At 60.9% G+C, this 16,479-nt stretch carries 20 protein-coding genes; 12 read left to right on the forward strand and 8 right to left on the reverse strand.

The genetic code is table 11. The annotated features are described in order from the left end of the window. Nucleotides 1–525: 525 nt before the first annotated feature. The 9 genes from IPK70_14590 to IPK70_14630 all read left to right on the forward strand — a co-directional run bounded on the left by IPK70_14590 (nucleotide 526) and on the right by IPK70_14630 (nucleotide 7,418). Entirely contained in the window at nucleotides 526–1,113 is a 588-nt protein-coding gene (locus tag IPK70_14590) for a histidine kinase (protein MBK8228387.1), read from the forward strand. A gap of 594 nt (nucleotides 1,114–1,707) precedes the next feature. Beyond that, nucleotides 1,708–2,547, forward strand: coding sequence for a tetratricopeptide repeat protein (locus IPK70_14595; GenBank protein ID MBK8228388.1), 840 nt, complete (start codon nucleotides 1,708–1,710; stop codon nucleotides 2,545–2,547). 286 nt (nucleotides 2,548–2,833) lie between these two features. Further along, the gene (locus IPK70_14600) at nucleotides 2,834–3,448 is read left to right on the forward strand and encodes a histidine kinase (protein MBK8228389.1); all 615 of its coding nucleotides are present in this window, start codon (nucleotides 2,834–2,836) and stop codon (nucleotides 3,446–3,448) included. Between the two features lie 641 nt (nucleotides 3,449–4,089). Beyond that, a complete protein-coding gene (locus IPK70_14605) occupies nucleotides 4,090–4,845 on the forward strand; it encodes a response regulator transcription factor (GenBank protein MBK8228390.1) in 756 nt (251 codons plus the stop codon). A 137-nt stretch (nucleotides 4,846–4,982) separates the two neighbouring features. Beyond that, the gene (locus IPK70_14610; protein MBK8228391.1) at nucleotides 4,983–5,606 is read left to right on the forward strand and encodes a hypothetical protein; all 624 of its coding nucleotides are present in this window, start codon (nucleotides 4,983–4,985) and stop codon (nucleotides 5,604–5,606) included. A 119-nt stretch (nucleotides 5,607–5,725) separates the two neighbouring features. Then, a complete protein-coding gene (locus tag IPK70_14615; protein ID MBK8228392.1) occupies nucleotides 5,726–5,941 on the forward strand; it encodes a hypothetical protein in 216 nt (71 codons plus the stop codon). Further along, complete coding sequence (locus tag IPK70_14620) at nucleotides 5,931–6,257, forward strand: type II toxin-antitoxin system RelE/ParE family toxin (GenBank protein MBK8228393.1); 327 nt, start codon at nucleotides 5,931–5,933, stop codon at nucleotides 6,255–6,257. Before IPK70_14615 ends, IPK70_14620 begins: the two co-directional genes overlap by 11 nt. Before the next feature lie 40 nt (nucleotides 6,258–6,297). After that, nucleotides 6,298–7,272: a cation transporter gene (locus tag IPK70_14625; protein MBK8228394.1), complete on the forward strand. Its 975-nt coding sequence runs from the start codon at nucleotides 6,298–6,300 to the stop codon at nucleotides 7,270–7,272. A 2-nt stretch (nucleotides 7,273–7,274) separates the two neighbouring features. Then, nucleotides 7,275–7,418: a hypothetical protein gene (locus IPK70_14630; GenBank protein ID MBK8228395.1), complete on the forward strand. Its 144-nt coding sequence runs from the start codon at nucleotides 7,275–7,277 to the stop codon at nucleotides 7,416–7,418. A gap of 215 nt (nucleotides 7,419–7,633) precedes the next feature. Here IPK70_14630 and IPK70_14635 read toward each other — a convergent pair whose 3' ends face one another. The 7 genes from IPK70_14635 to IPK70_14665 form a co-directional block, all read right to left on the reverse strand. Then, nucleotides 7,634–8,428 (reverse strand): hypothetical protein, encoded by a 795-nt coding sequence (locus IPK70_14635; protein ID MBK8228396.1) that lies wholly within the window; start codon nucleotides 8,426–8,428, stop codon nucleotides 7,634–7,636. After that, on the reverse strand, nucleotides 8,421–9,071 hold the full coding sequence (locus tag IPK70_14640) for a hypothetical protein (GenBank protein MBK8228397.1): 651 nt from the start codon (nucleotides 9,069–9,071) through the stop codon (nucleotides 8,421–8,423). The genes IPK70_14635 and IPK70_14640 overlap by 8 nt, the downstream gene beginning before the upstream one ends. A 30-nt stretch (nucleotides 9,072–9,101) precedes the next feature. Next, nucleotides 9,102–10,043: a hypothetical protein gene (locus tag IPK70_14645; protein ID MBK8228398.1), complete on the reverse strand. Its 942-nt coding sequence runs from the start codon at nucleotides 10,041–10,043 to the stop codon at nucleotides 9,102–9,104. A 97-nt stretch (nucleotides 10,044–10,140) separates the two neighbouring features. Continuing rightward, a complete protein-coding gene (locus tag IPK70_14650; GenBank protein ID MBK8228399.1) occupies nucleotides 10,141–10,800 on the reverse strand; it encodes a response regulator transcription factor in 660 nt (219 codons plus the stop codon). A gap of 46 nt (nucleotides 10,801–10,846) precedes the next feature. Continuing rightward, nucleotides 10,847–11,623, reverse strand: a complete 777-nt coding sequence (locus tag IPK70_14655; GenBank protein ID MBK8228400.1) for a hypothetical protein — start codon at nucleotides 11,621–11,623, stop codon at nucleotides 10,847–10,849. Beyond that, nucleotides 11,620–12,063, reverse strand: a complete 444-nt coding sequence (locus IPK70_14660; GenBank protein ID MBK8228401.1) for a hypothetical protein — start codon at nucleotides 12,061–12,063, stop codon at nucleotides 11,620–11,622. Before IPK70_14660 ends, IPK70_14655 begins: the two co-directional genes overlap by 4 nt. A 91-nt stretch (nucleotides 12,064–12,154) precedes the next feature. Beyond that, nucleotides 12,155–12,784 (reverse strand): fibronectin type III domain-containing protein, encoded by a 630-nt coding sequence (locus IPK70_14665; GenBank protein ID MBK8228402.1) that lies wholly within the window; start codon nucleotides 12,782–12,784, stop codon nucleotides 12,155–12,157. A 200-nt stretch (nucleotides 12,785–12,984) separates the two neighbouring features. Here IPK70_14665 and IPK70_14670 point away from each other — a divergent pair, with 200 nt between their 5' ends. Then, a complete protein-coding gene (locus tag IPK70_14670; protein MBK8228403.1) occupies nucleotides 12,985–13,422 on the forward strand; it encodes a hypothetical protein in 438 nt (145 codons plus the stop codon). A gap of 33 nt (nucleotides 13,423–13,455) precedes the next feature. On the opposite strand, the gene IPK70_14675 is transcribed toward IPK70_14670, so the two are convergent. After that, nucleotides 13,456–14,142 carry a response regulator transcription factor gene (locus IPK70_14675; protein MBK8228404.1) on the reverse strand — a complete coding sequence of 229 codons (687 nt, stop codon included), beginning with the start codon at nucleotides 14,140–14,142 and terminating at the stop codon, nucleotides 13,456–13,458. 385 nt (nucleotides 14,143–14,527) lie between these two features. Here IPK70_14675 and IPK70_14680 point away from each other — a divergent pair, with 385 nt between their 5' ends. Further along, nucleotides 14,528–14,839, forward strand: coding sequence for a hypothetical protein (locus tag IPK70_14680; protein MBK8228405.1), 312 nt, complete (start codon nucleotides 14,528–14,530; stop codon nucleotides 14,837–14,839). Nucleotides 14,840–14,874: 35 nt separating this feature from the next. Then, complete coding sequence (locus IPK70_14685) at nucleotides 14,875–15,894, forward strand: radical SAM protein (protein MBK8228406.1); 1,020 nt, start codon at nucleotides 14,875–14,877, stop codon at nucleotides 15,892–15,894. Nucleotides 15,895–16,479: the final 585 nt, after the last annotated feature.

Consider the following 16,479-nt stretch of genomic DNA (forward strand, 5'->3'; position numbering starts at 1 on the left):
GTGAGTCGGAGTCTTTCGCCCTTTACAGTATCGCTGCAGTTAAACTGAAGGAGGATAGGGTCAAGGAGGCGGAAATCGCTGCGGAGCAGGCGTTGGCGATCGCGAAGCAGAGTGGTTATCCGCTCAATATCATGCGGGCTGCGCAAGTGCTGCATGAGGCCCTGGCTGAACAGGAGCGCTGGTCGCGGGCCTTGGAGATGCTGGAGCTGCACCAGCAGATGAAGGACAGCCTGAACAACGCGGAGAACGCCAGGAAGACGGTGCGCCTGCAGATGCGCTATGATTTCGACCGCAAGCAATTGGCGGACAGCATCGCGCATGCTGCTACTATGGCCGGGACGGAGAATTTGTTCCGCATCGCACTGATGGAGGGCATGCATGTCCGCATCCGGTCGTGGGCCTTCGGTATCGGTGGGCTCATCCTGCTGGGCGGTGGTGGATTGGTGTACCGCATCGATAAAAGCGCCAGAAGGAGCGCTTCCGAGAGACGCCGCCCGTTTGCAGACCCAGGTGCTCCGTACCCAGATGAACCCGCACTTCATCTTCAACGCGCTCACCAGCATCAACAGCTACGTGCAAGAGAGCGAGCGCGAGTTGGCCAGCGGCTTCCTTACCAAGTTCGCCCGTCTCATGCGCTTGGTATTGGAGAACAGCAGGCATAACGAAGTGCCGTTGGTGCAGGACTTGGAGGCTTTGCGGCTCTATATGGAACTGGAGCAGTCTCGCATGAACGGCAAGTTCGAGTTCACGATAGAGGTCGATTCCTCCATCGATCAAGAAACTGCGCTCGTCCCCCCGCTCGTTATGCAGCCCTTCGTGGAGAACGCCATCTGGCATGGCATCTCCCGCAAGGAAGAAAAGGGGCATATCAGGCTTACGGTGAGTAAGGATGGCAAGCGTTTGATGATGACCGTTGAAGACGACGGCGTTGGGCGGCAACCGCGTGCAGGAACCGCACCCTCCGACGGCTCTTCTCCAAAGACCTCCTGGGAACGACCATCACGCAGGACAGGCTTGCGCTCTTGGGCAAGCAACGCGACGGTGACGCGGGGGTTCCGATATGTGGATGTGCCCATGGGCACACGGGTAGAAATGACAATACCCAGTAATTGATCGCTTAGTCTCAAATAGCGGGCAGGTAGCTTCGCAGTGAGTAGCATTCCTCCATGAACACCATGAGATATGTCCTGCTGGGGAGTTGGCCGGCGCTGGGGCAGAAGTTGAACTACAGGTGCTTGATGCGACAGGTTGTGAAGTTGCCTCTTCAAGACATCGCGTTGGGTTCTACGATGTGGGTCTCACCAGCCTTTCATCGGGAACCTATCTGGGGCATTGGGAGACCGGTTCGCAACAAGGAGGTACGCCGTTCATCGTGGCGAATTGAACGCGCGAGTTTCTAGTGAAGGAACGTATGCTGGTCCAAAGAGCTGGTGTTAGACTTCCCGTTTGGTAATCCAAACTTCCGAGCTAGTGCCTACTTTCAGGGCGTGCATCCTGGAGCAAAAGTTCTTCTGCTTGTGACATTCCTGGCTGTGCATTCGAGCTCTGCCAAACAAGGGATTGAAAAAGAGGATTCCCTCCGCTGAACCCCTTATAGAGCGGGAATCCATTGATGAGGTGTTATATGCAGCGCGAAAGTGGCTTGATACCCATCCTGATACCATTCCGGCCATGCTCGGCTCTTCGTGTCCGATGGGATCAGCTCTCATGGAACAAGCACGCGGCTCAGTGGCATCTTTGATGGCGGAGGCGAAGGCCAAGTTGTCTCGAATGCCCGAAGCCTTGGCGGCATGCGATTCGGCCGTGTGGTATGCCGAAAAGGTCGCGACCCCCACTGTCCTCGCCGAAGCGGACGTCATTCGCGGTCAGGTCTACGTCTGGTCCGGTGACCTTGATCGCGCCTCCAGATGCTATGAAACCGCCCTGACGCTTTTTTTCAAGTCGGGCAATCGCTCTCGAGCGGCCTATGCCACAAGGGAGCTGGGCTGGGTCTTGTACCTGCAGCGGCACTTCGATCTGGCCATGGAGCGCTACCGTGATGCGTTGGCCGAGTATCGGCGACTGAATGACCGAGGGGGAATGGCACGCGTATTCCGGAGCATGGGCCTTGTTCATTGTGATACTTCCGGAGACAAGACCTATCGTACCTGTGTGACCTATTTCGATTCATCCATTGCGATCTGCAAGGAGATCAACGATCACTACGGCCTTGCGGCAACCCACTCGAACATGGGATCAGTATTCATGTACCAGGATATGCTCGATAGGTCAAAGGCTCATTTCGACACGGCATTGATCCATGCCAGGGAATCAGGTGACGCCCGGCTGTTGGCGAGTGTATCAGGCACGGCCGGGGAGTATTACTTACATACGGCCCGTCCGGATGAAGCGCTCCGCATATGTTCAGCAACAATGGAAGCTGCCAGGTCCAGCGGCATGCTGACGTTGGAACGTGATGCGGCACTCTGTGTGTACAACGCATTGAGGCTACTTGGAAAGGACAGGAAGGCGAACACTGCACTTTTGGTCGTACATCACACTTCGTGATTCCATCGTCAACCTGAAGAGCCGGGATGATGTACTGAAGCGTTCGATCCGGAAGCAGCGGGTCGGCGGCAGTTCGAAGACAGTATTCGTCACGCTGCCGAGTTGGACCGTACAGAGAGTGCCAGACGTATCGAACAACTTCGGGCCCATCGAAATCGCAACCGCGCCCTTGCATTGGGTGTTGGCGGTTTGCTTCTTCCTGGGAGGAGGCGGGGTTTTCTATCGGATCGACCGCAAACGTCGCCGCGAACGGTTTGAACGCGACGCTGCTCGCCTACAGACCCACGTGCTCCGTACCCAGATGAACCCGCACTTCATCTTCAACGCCCTCAACAGCATCAACAGCTACGTGCAGGAGAACGAGCGCGACCTGGCCAGCGGCTTCCTCACCAAGTTCGCACGGCTCATGCGCTTGGTCCTGGAGAACAGCAGGTATAACGAAGTGCCTCTCGAGCAGGACCTGGATGCCCTGCGCCTGTACATAGAACTGGAGCAGGTACGGACGAACGGCAAGTTCGATTACAGCATCGAGGTGGATGCAGCCATCGACCAGGCTGAGACCATGGTGCCCCCGCTCGTGATGCAGCCCTTCGTGGAGAACGCCATCTGGCATGGAATCTCCCGCAAGGAGGGCAAGGGGCACATCAAGCTTATTGTCCGCAAGTACCCCAATCGCTTGACCATGTCAGTTGAGGATGATGGTGTGGGGCGGGGAGCGAGTTCGACGCATCCCGCGCCCGATGGCGCCCCGCCCAAATCCTCCTTGGGAACGACCATAACACAGGACCGTCTTTCGCTACTTGGCAAGCAACGCGGAGGTGAGGCCGGGTTCCGGTTCATGGACCTTGAGCCGGGTACGCGTGTGGAAGTGGAGTTGCCGATCCAGGACATCGCGCGATAGTCGGTGCGGCGCCATTCGCTCATCCAGGTCCGCCGTTCGCTCTGTGGTGCTTGGGGCAGTTTTGGCTGCCACCCACCTTCGCGAGGTGGTCAGAATTCCGCTGTTCATTCCTGTCGTGCTGTTGCTAGCTGCATTGGCTGTCCTAGGTTGGGCAGCCCTACCTGCAAGAGCTTGCCTGTATGTCCGAGGACAGTGGAGCGGCCAACTACCGAAGGGCGGTCGAGCACAAATTGTGGCACAGGTCGTTGGCGGGCGAAGGGTCGTTGCTCGTCCACGCGCGAATGGCGATTTCTTCCTAACGTTACCCATTGGGTGCAGCGCGATGGTCCGGTTCATATTGGAGGGTAAGGAGATGCGGACAATGATGGTCGAGCACAAGCCCGCGCAGGGCACCAAGCTGATCGGAAGTCGTACCAGCTTGAGTTGCTTGACTTATGGTCGTGCAATCAGATTGCCGTTCGGAGTGTGACCTTGGACGACAGTACGTGCATCGTGACCGAGAATGCTGACTCAGCCCGTCATGCTCCCAAGGATTGCCAGTTGTTCGACCGCCTTGAACATTTGTTCGGAACAACTTCGGAAATAGAACGTCATGATACATTCACACGATAGCTGAGGCACCAATTCAATTCAAAGAGACCATGGCAAACTTGCTCACCGCCGTGATCGTCGATGACGAGGACGCACCGCGCAACCTTCTCACTGGCTTGTTGAAGCGCCTGCACCCTGAAGTTCATCTGTTAGGGACCGCCGTCGATGTTCCAACCGGAATTGACCTCGTCCGTCGCACCTCGCCCCAGATCCTCTTCCTTGACATCGAGCTCAAGGACAAGACCGGCTTCGACCTGCTCCGCGCCCTGGGCGATAGGCGCCCGCATGTGATCTTCACCACTGCGCACGAGAGTTATGCCGTGAAGGCCATCCGCTTCAGTGCGCTGGACTATTTGCTCAAGCCGATCGATGCACAAGAGCTGGCGGATGCGATTGCGAAGGCCGTGCAGGCGGTAAGCGCCACCGAGAAGCCGGTCATGGTGGACATGCTACTGAAGAACATCGATCGCTCCATTGGTGATCGCACCATCGCCTTGCCAGTGAGCGATGGCCTGGAGCTGGTGCATGTCAACGAGATCGTCGTCTGCGAATCCGACTCCAACTACACCACCTTGCACTTGCGCGACGACAAGCGCTTGGTGATCTCGCGTACACTAAAGGAGTTCGAGGATCTATTAGGTGAGCAGGAGTTCATTCGCGTTCACAACTCGCACCTCGTGAGCCGCAAGCACATCCGCAAGTACATCAAGGGCGAAGGCGGCGAAGTGATCATGTCCAACGGCATGAACATCGCCGTGTCGCGCCGTAAGAAGCAGGAGTTGATGGATGCGCTGGAACGATTATGACGGTTAATTGACAAGGACACCACCAACATACACCATTCCATGCGTGCTTTCAGTTCTCTACTTCTGACCGCTCCGACCTTTTGGATGTCACTTGTTAGCATTGCTTCCGCCAGGAGTTCTACATCAGCCAACCCAGCGTGACGACATGCCAGGGCGCTCTCTTGGATAGTGGCGGGAATGCCGGAGCCTATGGCAACAACGAGAACTTCACCATGGTCCTTTGTCCTGACGGAAGCGGTCCGGCCATCTCCCTGCAATGGGTCATCTTCAACTTGAACACTGCGGGCTTGGCCCCGGTGGACCAGATGAGCATCTACGATGGCGACAACACCTCGGCGCCGCTGATTGGCAACTGGAGCGGCAGTGATTCGCCGGGTATCATCGGGGCTAGCTTCGCTAACCCCACGGGCTGCCTCACGGTGGTATTCACGAGCAATAACACAGGGACCGGCGATTTCGCCGCGAACATTAGCTGCTTCGAGCCCAGTGATCCTACGGTGATTACAACCCTCGGCATCACATTACCCCGCTTATCCATCTTCCCCAATCCCGGGCGCGACCTCTTCACCGTGGCTTATAGCGGAAGTAGCCCTCGCTACACAGTGATCGACCTCACGGGCCAGGAGGTGATGGACCTGGGCTTGCGCACCGGTCCTTCACCAGATCGTCGTCCTTGGCCTCAGGCACATATCTGCTGCGGTGGTCCGATGGGGAACAAAGTGGAAGACTGCCGGTCGTGCTGCAGCGATAGTGCGAGATGACGAGGCCATCATGTCCAACGGCATGAGCATCGCGGTGTTGCGCAGCAAGCACCAGGAGCTGATGGATGCGCTGGAGCGGCTGTGATTCCGCTGGCTTACGCGCTTACTTTTGCGCCGTCGTGAAACTCGTCGTCGAAGTCAAGGACAGCAAGGCGGAGTTCTTCCTGGAACTCCTGAAGAGCCTGCCGTTCGTTAAAGCCCAAAAGGCGGAGAAGGCAGGAAGCGAGAACGCCGAGATACTCCGGAGCGTCCGTAGTGCGGTCAAGGAACTCAAGGCCGCCAAGAAGGGAAAGCTGGCTGGTCGGCCGATCCAAGAACTGTTGGATGAGCTTTGAGTTCAGGTCTCTGGCAGAATTCGATCGGCGCGTCAAAGCACTTTCGCGAAAGTATCCATTGATCAAGAACGATCTCGCGGCGCTGATTGACGAGCTCCGCAGCGATCCGCACGCGGGCACCTCCTTGGGAAGGGGTTGCTACAAGGTCCGGATGCGCATCAGTTCCAAAGGACAGGGGAAAAGTGGTGGAGCTAGTGTGATCACGCTATGTACGGATCGCGGCAAGGTCATTTGGATGCTTACCATGTATGACAAGTCCGATAAGGTTAATGTCAGGGAAGCTGAGATCTCCAGTCTCCTTGCGCAGGTGCCTTGATGGTGGCCGATCATGGGCTTTGGAACTGGCGCAGATTAGCATGGAGCCTGTCAGCGCGAATGCAGCCTCAGATGACATGATGCCCCACCACGCGCATTCCCATTCGCACGCGGGACATCTTCACCACCACCACGAGCACGCCCACGGTCACGTCTCCGCCGCTAGTGCCGTAGCGCTCCGCACCGCCTTCTTCATCAACCTTGCCTTCACGGTGGTGGAGGTGGTCGGCGGCTGGTGGACTGGCTCCATCGCGGTGCTCACCGATGCCATGCACGATGCGGGCGACTGCCTGGTGCTGGGCACCGCGTGGTACTTGCAGCGCGTGGCCATGAAGGGGCGCGATGCGCATTACAGCTACGGCTACGGCCGCTACAGCATGCTCGGAGGATGGCTCACCAGCGTGGTGCTCATCGTGGGTGCGCTGTTCATGCTATCCGTGAGCGTGCCCAAGCTCTGGGCCCCCGAGCTGCCGCATTCATTGGGCATGATCGGCTTCGCGCTCTTCGGCCTTCTCATGAACGGACTCGCCGCGTGGAAGCTCCACGGCGGGCAGACGCTCAACGAGCGTGGCGCGTACCTGCACTTGATGGAGGATGTGCTCGGCTGGGCCGCCGTCCTCGTGGGCGGCATCCTCATCCACTTCACCAACTGGGCCATCGTCGATCCGTTGCTCAGCATCGCCATCAGCGCGTACATCCTGGTCAACGCCATCGGCACCTTGAAGAAAGGAACCGGCATCCTCATGCAGGAGATCCCCGCCGGCATCGACATGCAGGAGGTGCGCACGCGCCTCATGGCCATCCCGCACATCATCGACCTGCACGACCAGCACACGTGGACGCTCGACGGCAGTTTCATCGTGCATACCGTGCACATCGTGGTGGAGGAGGTGGGTCGCACGGAAGCGCTGGCCATCAAGGCCAAGGCCCGCGAGGTGCTGAAGGACCTCGGCATCCACCACGCCACCATTGAGCTCGAATGGGCCGATGAGGAATGCGGCCTGCAGCACCACTGACCATGAAGAAGTCCTTCTTCCGCCTGCTCGCGCGCCTCAACAAGCTGCTGCTGCCCAAGCTCTGGGACAAGGACCTCTTGCGGCTCACCAAGGCCCAGAAGCTGATCGTGGGCTGGCGTTACTACGTCACGCGCAACGCGCTGTGATCGGCACTCCGGAGCGCGGGAGCTGCGAAGCAGCTGGAACCCGCGCATCCGGAGTCTCACCCAAGCCATCACGCGAATGCAGATTCGTGAGACGCCGGATGACCGCCTCCGCGCCGCTGCGCCCGGCCTCCGGGGACGGGATCCATTTCCCCTTCCCGAACTGCGGCTTGCGCTACTCGAGGAAGGCGTTGCGGCCTTTGGTCCCGTGCATTCCGTCAGCTTTTCGCCAGGTCCGATCGGACCGTGGCACTGCGCTCCGCAAAGGTCCATGTGCATCCACGGTCCGGGGCGCTAAAGCAATGCGCGCTGAAGCCGATGAGCTCGCATCGGTGGCGCAAGGTGTGCAGGCCGCCGTTGCCCGCTGTGACATCCGGGTCGAAGCCCTGCCCATTGTCCGATACGATGAGCGTGATGGGCGGGCCGTAGCGGAAGGTGATGGAGAGCGCATCGGCCCGACTGTGCTTGAGCGCGTTGTTCACCACTTCCTGGAAGATGCGGTAGAGAATGGTGCTGGTGTCGGCATCGATCGTGCGGGGCTCGCCTTCGAGTTGAACCTGTGCACGGATCCGCACCACGCGCTCAATGCGCGCGGCCTCGAAAGCGAGCGCCTCGGCCAGGGTCCGATTCAACCAGAGCTCCCGACTGAGGCTGTGCGCCAGTCGCCGGACTTCTTCAATCCCCAGTTCAAGTGCCTCTACGGCGGCGCCGAGCTTGCCCTTTCCACGGCTATCCCCTGCTGCGGCACGCAAGCCGATCAGCGACACCGTCAGCAATTGCCCCACATTGTCATGCAATTCCCGGCCGATTTGATGCATGGTCTCCTGCGTGGCCTCCCGCTCGGCCCGAGCCACTTCCTGCTGCAAGCGGCGGTGCTCCGCCTCCAGTTCCAATCGGTGCTTCACCCGCCTGTTGGAATTCACCACCATAAGGCCCGCCATGGCGCCGGCCATGAGCAGCAGCACGAGGGTGATGACGATGATGGCGAAGACGATCTGCAGCGACTCACTCATGCTCAACGCGCTGTTGGCGGACAAAGAGCCAGCCGGCATAGGCGGCGAGAAGGTAGCGAACGGTGCACAGCACGGGCATGATGGTCCAGAGCGTGGAAGCCAATTCCAGGTCCTGCTTGCGCAGGTAGCGCGCCAGGCCCATCACAGGTGGCAGCGCAATGAAGTAGAGCAGCATGCCCGTGAAGAGCCAGAAGGCCGGAATCCGGTGCAAGGGGTCAGCGCTTGTGTTGGCCATGCGCCAAAGCACCCAGCCGAGCACCAGGGCAAGCAGGAAGGCGAACAGGACGATCGCTTCGAACAGGACGTCGTGCATCCAGTCCACGAACCTCGCGTTCACCAGGTAGCCGGTGAGCCCGAGCACGGCTGCCAGCAGCAGCGCCTTGCCCCATGCGGGTTGTTGAGCATGGGCCATGGCCAGCACGAGCAGGAACTCGAGCAAGATGAACGAATTGTAGTACAGGGCATTGACCTCTTGCCGAAGCTTGGTGATGTAGCCGACCAGCTCAACAAGGAATGCCAGGGCAATGAGCGCACCACCAAGACGGAAAAGGCGGGGTCTTGGCCGGCTGATGCTCCAGAATGCGGCAAAGGCCGCCCCGATGGCCGCCAGCATGAGCAGCTCGCGGAGATGATACAAGAGCATGGGGACGAAGAGCCAGGTGCTGTTCCCGGGTCACTTGCACGTATGCCGCGGCGGGGTGGCCGTCACCCAGAATTTGAATGGCGTGTTCGGACATAAGTGCGGGCAAGGCGAGCCCACATCGAGCGCCTTCGCCCGGAAAGGCTCGTTCACGTATATGGAATCGTCGAGGTCCACTCCAACCGGAACCCAAGCCAGGCCTTGGTGGAAGCCGCGCTCCTCATAGCTGCTGTCCGGTTCCATTTCCCGGAATGAAGGGGTGGCGATCGGCACCAAGGCCACCTCGCCTTCGCTCAATCCGTTCTGCGTGATCAGGTCGCGAACCGCATCCTCTCCATGGATGGCTGAGTTGGGCTCAACCGCTGCATCGATGCGATTCCACACCGGGTCGCTGTTCGACCGGATCATCACCCGGCTGGCGTAGCGGTGCCATCCGCCGGTGGCCTTCCAGGCAGCGAGCCCGCCTGGCTCTGATTCAAGGGATCCATCCGCCTTGATCCTGTAGCAATCGTCGGAACCGGCGTACTCATATTCTTCCGTGGCCTCGTCATAAGTGATGCAGAGCACCTGCAAGCGCACATCGAATTCTGAGGCGTTGTTCAGGCCGTAGTGCACCACCACGCCACGCTCAATCGGACCGTTCGGCTCGCACGGCTCCACCGAACCGAGCACGGTCAATAGCTCGCTTACCTTCATCTGTATGCCGCCCGAAGGCATCGGAATGGGGGCATGGCTGGCGGAGTCTCCGTAATGGATATGGTCGGCGAAGTCCGCTTCGGCGCATGCCAATTCGCCCTTGGGGACATGCAGGTGCTCCGTGCCGAACACTTCGGGCAACGCGGCTTTCAGCGCGGCATCCATGGATTCAAGGCCATTCGTGGCAGGCTGTTGCTCAGAGCCGGAAGGGCCGCAGGCCAGCAGGCCGGCGGGCAGGGCGATGAGCAGGGAGCGAAGGCGGCGTCGAGTGCTGGGCATGCTGCGTGGGTTTGGCTTCCAAAAGAACAGGAGGGGCATCAATCGAAGCACCGGTGCTCGCACGGGTGCAAGGGGGTTTCTTGCACGGGTGGCCTGATCAGGGCAGGATGCCCCACTTGAACGCGAAGACCACCAGCCCGGCCTTGGTCTTCACATCGCACTTGCGGTACACCGTTTCCCGGTAGCCATCCACGGTGCGGCGGTGCACCCCCATGCGATCGGCCACTTGCTCATTGGTGAGCTCGTGCTCATTGCATACCAGCCTGATGAAGGCCAGTTCGCGGTCGGTGAGGCTGCTCAGCGCCACCGTGCGGCGCCGTTCGTGCTCCTTGCGCAAGGCCTGCGCCTGCACCACTTCCGAAGGATCGTGATAATGGCCCAGCACGGCCACCTGATTCAGTGCATCGAGGAATACACTCTTGCTGATGTCCTTGCGCAGGAAACCGCAGGCGCCGGCGCGCAAGGCCTTTTCCTGGGCCTCCTCGCTGCTCTCGAAGGTGAGCGCTAAGGCGCGCGTGCCCGGGGTGTTGGCGCGGATCCAGGCGATGGTCTCGTAGCCGTCCATCAGCGGCATGTGCAGGTCAACCACCGCGACCGAGATCTCGGTGCCATTCTTAATGGCGCGCATGTAGTCCACGCCGTGGCTGGCCTCCAGCACCACTTGGTACTGGGGAATGCCGTCGAGCATCTCCGCCATCATGCTGCGGAACAGCGTGTGGTCATCGACCAGGGCGATGGGGATGGCGGGCGTTTCCATGGACGAGGAACCGACCAAGTATAGCGGGTAGGATTGAATACGATGTTCACACCGCTGCGAATGGTTCCGCATAGAGCAGCTCCGGACGCGCATCAGCAGGCCCCAGCACCAGGCGCGTGCCCGCAGGCGCGCAGGCGTAGCCGCGCTCGCCCAAGTGCCCCAGCGCCGGGCAGGTATCGGGCAGGAGCAGGTGGCGCTGCGTGGGGAAGAGCCAGCGTTGCAGCTCCAATCCGGCATGCGGCGCATCGGCCACGATAAGGCCATCGCCCAGCAGCGGCAGCGCGAAGCCGCGCACCACGCCGCGCTCCTCGTACACCTGACCCAGGAATTCGTGCTCGGTGAGCAAGGCATGGCGGTCCATGCCCGTGGCGCGGCGGTCGAGGTGCAGCACGCCGAACCGGTGGCGTGGCTGCAGGGGAACCACTTCGGCATGCGTAGCCTGCAGGAAACGGCCGCCCGCGCAGCGCAGCACGCGCTCGTGCGCCACGAAGGCGTGCGCATGGAAGAGGGGCGCCTCCGCTTCGTGGGCGACCACGCTGATGGTGCCGATGCCCTCGGCCTGCAGATCGTGCAGCAGCTGCGCGATCAATTCGCCGCGCGCATCGCGGGCTGCAGTGCGGTGGTGCAGCAGCACGATGCGCGCCTGCGGGCCGAAGCGCAGCACGGCTGCGATGCCCACGGGGCGGCCGTCCAGTTGCGCGTGCCAGAGGCGCGCGTATGGCGTGTGCACCAGCCAGCGCAGGCGCGGCAGCACCCGCGGCACCTGGAGCCATGGACGGAGCATCGCCTCCGCCTGGCCGGTGAGCGCGCTGGTGCTGATCATGCGCGTCGCTTCTTCCCGCACAGTTGCACCAGGGTGGTCTGTCCATCGTCGTGCGGCAGTCGGCCCAGCACGCGGTCCAGGTATTCCACGCCGGCGATGGTCAGCCGGTCAGGATGGTGCGGATCGCGCACCAGGTCCACCTGCAGTTCGCCCAGCAGCGGATGGTGCAAGGGGAAGCCGGGTACGTAGCGCCAGTGCGCAGCCCGCGCGCGGTGCGACAGGAAATAGCTGTACAGCTCCGTGTGGTGCCAGATGGCGGTGAGGCGCTTGAAGGCCTCGGCCACTTGCGGCCGGTGCGGGTATTGCGCGCGCGCCAAGGCCACCAAGGCGCTGGGGTCGAAGGCCGTGCATGCCTCATCGTTCACGCGGGTGTACCAATCGAGGTATTCGCGCTCGAAGTCGGAGGCGCTGCGCTGTCCGGATGGTGTGGTCGTGTTCATGGTGCGGTTGGTTCTCACGCCCCCAACCCCGGCATCCTTGCGGACCCGGGGCGGGAGACGTGTGAGGAAGAAGGCGTCGCTCAGTGGCGCATTACGCGGCTTTGCTCACCGCGCTGTCACTGGCAGGGCCGGCACCGGCGGTGCCAATGGCCTGCACGCGGAAGTAGTACACGGCATCGGTGGTGAGGCCGTCGGCCACCAGGTAATTCTTGCTGGTCTGCGTGAGCAGGGTCCAGCCCGCCTCCACGTTGGGGTCGCCGGCGTTGATCCACACTTCGTACATCAATCGGCCCGGAACACGGTCCCAGCGCAGGCCCACCTCACCAGCCAGCACACCCCGTTTGGCGCGCAGGTTCTGCGGCGCCGCAGGCAGACCAATGGGCGCGCTGGCGGGGCGCACCGTGAAGCCCGTTCCCACGATCTTCTCTTCATCATTGGTGCACTGCGCCTCCACGTAACCGGCCAGCTTGCGCACGAATTCCTCCACCTCATCGCGCCGCTTGTTGCGCAGCAGGGTGTCGGTCTTGCCACCGTTCTGTGATACCGCCATGTTCGCCGCTTCGAGCGCGTCGCAGGCCGCCGCGAAGTCGGTGAGGAAGTTGGCCGGCAGCGTCAGGTCCGCGTTGCCCGTGCAATCCTCGATGTGGTTGCGGCCTTTTTCCACCAAGGCTGCGGGGGTGAGGCCTTTCAGGCCCAGTAGTATGACCAGATTCTGTTTCATGGTCTTGTTGGTTTTATGCGCCGGTGAATTCCGACGCAGCCTGTGAATCGTGGAAGCCGGTCCGGGGGTGTCGTTTTCCCGGTGCGGGAATTACCCAGGCACAGGTGGGTAATTCTACCCATCCCCTTCTGGATGCCTTGCCATTCCAGCGTTCCCATCCGTGATGCCGCTGGTGCACACGGGCCATCCCCGCAGATGCCTTGCGCTTCCCAGCAGATGATGTGCGCATCCCTGCGGATGCCGTGCGCTCCCCTGCGGATGTCTTGTGCATCCCTGTGGATGTCTTGCGCATCCCTGCGGATGCCGTGCGCTCCTCTGCGGATGCCTTGCGCATCCCTGTAGATGCCTTGCGCTGCCCTGTGGATGATTTGCGCATCCCTGCGGATGCCTTGCACACCCCTACGGATGCCTTGCTCATCCCTACGGATGCCTTGCACACCCCTGCGGTGGTCATGCGCATCCCTGCGTATGCTTCGCGCAACCCTGCGGATACCTCGTGCATCATTGCGCGTGCCTTGCTCATCCCAGCGGATGTCTCGCGGATCCCTGCAGATGCCTCGTTCATCCCTGCGGTTGCTCCGTGCATCCCGGCGGATGTGAAGGGCATACGCTCATGCGGCTCAGCCTTCCATGCATAGGCTCGCCTCAACCGTGCATGCACTGCCGACGCCTCAACGGCCCAGCTCCATCAGCCCCACGCGCACGGCGGACAGCGCCAGGGCGGTCTTGCTGTGCACGCCGAAGAGTGCCATGAGCTCGCCGACATGCTTCTCCACGGTGCGGCGGCTCAGGCCCAGCTCCTGCGCGATCACCTCGTAGGTGGGATCGTCGGCGCGGCAGATGCGCTGCAGCACCTCCAGCTGGCGTGTGGAGATCTGCGCCAATAGCCTGTTGCGCCGCCGCTCCTCCGCGGTGAGGCCGTCGGGGTTCTCGAGCAGCACGCGCTGGCTGAAAGCGCTGTGGTAGATGCCGCCGGCGGCCACGGTGTCGAGGGCGGTCAGCAGCTTCTCGGGCACCTCGTCCTTGAAGAGCACGCCGTCCGCCCCGTTGCGGTAGCAGTGCATCACGGTGGCCTCGCTGGTGTCCCAGGTGTACACCAGGGTGCGCACCCCCGGGCGATGTGCGCGCAGCCATTCCAGCACGGCGATGCCATCCATATCGGGCATGCGCAGGTCCACGATGGCCAGCGCCGCCTCCGCGCCGCCCTCTAGCGCCCGCACCAGCTCACGGCCATCGCGCGCATGCAGCACCACCCGGTAACGCGCATGCCGCTCCAGCAGGTCGGCGATGCCCGCCCGCATCAAATCATGGTCGTCGGCCAGAGCCACGGTCAGGGTTCCGTTCACATGCTCGCTCATGGGGTCTTGCTTGCCGCGAATTCAAGCATCCGCAGGCCAATTCTGCTTGTGGTGAACACCGGTGCGTACGGCCATACGAAGCAGCGCCGGCGCATTGCGTTTCCAGCTCGCAACGCCACGGAACCGGCGCCCGGCGATGGATTGGGCTCGCCAAGGCCCCATTTGGATCACAAGGAGGACCCGTGTAAAAAGCCCGGACGACCCGTGTAAGAAACCGGCTGTGGGGGGAGGGGGGGAGCGATGTGGCGAAGAAGTTTGCCGATGCGTGTTCGTTAGCTGCCTTGGATAGACACCGCTCAGGTGTTCCGCCTGTTTCATCCGCGGCAGTCAATCAGAACAACGCAAGCGACACAAACAACCCTTAAACCCTTTAATCCTTGAACGCATGGCGAACCTCACAAGCAAACAACTGTCGTCCACACTAAGCAAGAGGCTGGCGAATTACAAGCTCAGCGATGCCGTGATCAATCGCATCGCCGACCGCGCTTTGATCAAAGGAATGGAGCTTGGGAAGCTCGGACCTTGCCCGTACGGGATCTGCGGCGATTACTTCACCAATAAGCGACCGAAGCTCGATGGCCTCACCAAGGGCCTGGGAATCGTCAAGTGGGAAGTGTTCCCATATGGCATCATCGGTTGGGACCGGTTCCGCGTGCACGTGGCCTTTGAAGTGGATGAACTGCAAGGGCGTCCATGACTGGGGCTTTCGCTGAACATGCCACGCTAGAGCGGATGGAGAGGCGGTCGGGCTTCCTGCCCGATCGCACCATCCACTTGCACCCCACGAGGCTCTGCAACCTGCAGTGCCTGCATTGCTATTCCTCCTCCGGCATGCAATACAAGGAAGCCCTTGATCCGGTGGCGATTGGCCGGGCCTTGGCTGTCCTGAAGACCGAGGGCTACGAGATGATCAGCCTGTCCGGTGGTGAGCCGCTGGTTTACCGCTCGCTGCGTGGGCTTATCGAGCAGGCCAAGGAAATGGGCTATCGGGTCACCATGATCAGCAATGGGCTGCTGGTCAATGCCCGGATGGAAGACACACTCGCGCTCTTGGATGGCATAGCCATCAGCTTCGATGGGCTCGCTGGCACTCACGACCGCATTCGGGCCCGGGCAGGCGCCTATGCGCATGCCTGTCATGCACTGGAATATCTGGCCGATCAAGGCCGACCTGTGGCCGCAGCCATTTCCATCACGCGCGATGCGCTACCGGAACTGCCTGAATTGGCGATGCATCTGGCGAGCCTTGGTGCCCGCGCGTTACAGATCAGGCCCGTGGCCCTCGCGGGCCGTGCGCGCACGATGGAGGGATTCGCACCGTATTCCGAAACGGACCGGGCCAGGCTCTATCTCGTAGCCTTGGCATTGGGCGATGAGCTCGCTGCGAGCGTGAGGGTTTCCTGCGACCTGGTGCCCGCTATGGGCTTGTGGCAGCAGCGCGATGCCTATGCGGGCCTGCTGGGGAGCTGCCAGGATACAGCATACCATGAACGCCTGCTCTCCGATCTGGTGAATCCTCTGGTGATCACCGATGAGGGCGCCTTGAAGCCGATCGCATACGATTTCAATGAGCGCTTCAACATCGCGCACATCGACGGACTGTCGGATGAATCAATCGCACGGTACAAGCAGAAACGGCTTGCTCCATTCCAATCCCTGCTCGGCAGCGTCCTGCACGACTGCCGAACGCGGAAGGAAATGGTCGATTGGTTCGACCGATGCACCCGGGCGAGTGAGACGTACGCCGGATGAAAGACCCAACTAATTCCACAATGATGCAATCGCGACTGACAGGAATGGCCTTCGTCGTTTGGGGCGCAACCACAGCGCTGCCCTCCATGTCATACGCACAAACAGATGATTTCCGGAATCGGCCGTGGAACGCGGAAGATGTACGGGGGGTATCGCACCCGGTCATTCGGATCGGAACCGACGGCGCATTGCTTGATGGGCTGCCGCAATACATCTACAACAATGCACGCACGAGCGGCTGTATTACGAAGTGCATTCTCAAAGAACGGACACTCAAGGGACTCACCATCCAACTCACATCGCCCGATGGGTCGCCCGTTACCTTCAAAGGCGATCCACTAGATCATTGGGAGAATCACTTGAAGGCCACATGGCGTCGTATGATTCGTGGAGAACTCAATTGGGTTTTCAATAACGCCGACATGGGTGGCTCGGATACCCGCTGGGACATATCGGCATACGCAGATGGATTGCGCAAGAAGATGAATGGCGGTAAGATCACGAATGGTGAGGCGCTTTTCCTGCCTGAACACCTTCAGCGACCAGCGGTGGCGAGCAATATCGGAGAATACCGCTATATCGTGG

This window comes from Flavobacteriales bacterium (assembly GCA_016712535.1).
Lineage (GTDB): Bacteria > Bacteroidota > Bacteroidia > Flavobacteriales_F > PHOS-HE28 > PHOS-HE28.

Bases quoted from the DNA above. Each gene is read 5' to 3' on its own strand.
- IPK70_14675 (MBK8228404.1), bottom strand. From the start codon at position 14,142: ATGAGCGAGCATGTGAACGGAACCCTGACCGTGGCTCTGGCCGACGAC.
- IPK70_14635 (MBK8228396.1), bottom strand. From the start codon at position 8,428: ATGAGTGAGTCGCTGCAGATCGTCTTCGCCATCATCGTCATCACCCTC.
- IPK70_14605 (MBK8228390.1), top strand. From the start codon at position 4,090: ATGGCAAACTTGCTCACCGCCGTGATCGTCGATGACGAGGACGCACCG.
- IPK70_14625 (MBK8228394.1), top strand. From the start codon at position 6,298: ATGGAGCCTGTCAGCGCGAATGCAGCCTCAGATGACATGATGCCCCAC.
- IPK70_14650 (MBK8228399.1), bottom strand. From the start codon at position 10,800: ATGGAAACGCCCGCCATCCCCATCGCCCTGGTCGATGACCACACGCTG.
- IPK70_14685 (MBK8228406.1), top strand. From the start codon at position 14,875: ATGGAGAGGCGGTCGGGCTTCCTGCCCGATCGCACCATCCACTTGCAC.
- IPK70_14640 (MBK8228397.1), bottom strand. From the start codon at position 9,071: ATGCTCTTGTATCATCTCCGCGAGCTGCTCATGCTGGCGGCCATCGGG.
- IPK70_14665 (MBK8228402.1), bottom strand. From the start codon at position 12,784: ATGAAACAGAATCTGGTCATACTACTGGGCCTGAAAGGCCTCACCCCC.
- IPK70_14655 (MBK8228400.1), bottom strand. From the start codon at position 11,623: ATGATCAGCACCAGCGCGCTCACCGGCCAGGCGGAGGCGATGCTCCGT.
- IPK70_14590 (MBK8228387.1), top strand. From the start codon at position 526: ATGAACCCGCACTTCATCTTCAACGCGCTCACCAGCATCAACAGCTAC.
- IPK70_14595 (MBK8228388.1), top strand. From the start codon at position 1,708: ATGGAACAAGCACGCGGCTCAGTGGCATCTTTGATGGCGGAGGCGAAG.
- IPK70_14620 (MBK8228393.1), top strand. From the start codon at position 5,931: ATGAGCTTTGAGTTCAGGTCTCTGGCAGAATTCGATCGGCGCGTCAAA.
- IPK70_14630 (MBK8228395.1), top strand. From the start codon at position 7,275: ATGAAGAAGTCCTTCTTCCGCCTGCTCGCGCGCCTCAACAAGCTGCTG.
- IPK70_14660 (MBK8228401.1), bottom strand. From the start codon at position 12,063: ATGAACACGACCACACCATCCGGACAGCGCAGCGCCTCCGACTTCGAG.
- IPK70_14645 (MBK8228398.1), bottom strand. From the start codon at position 10,043: ATGCCCAGCACTCGACGCCGCCTTCGCTCCCTGCTCATCGCCCTGCCC.
- IPK70_14680 (MBK8228405.1), top strand. From the start codon at position 14,528: ATGGCGAACCTCACAAGCAAACAACTGTCGTCCACACTAAGCAAGAGG.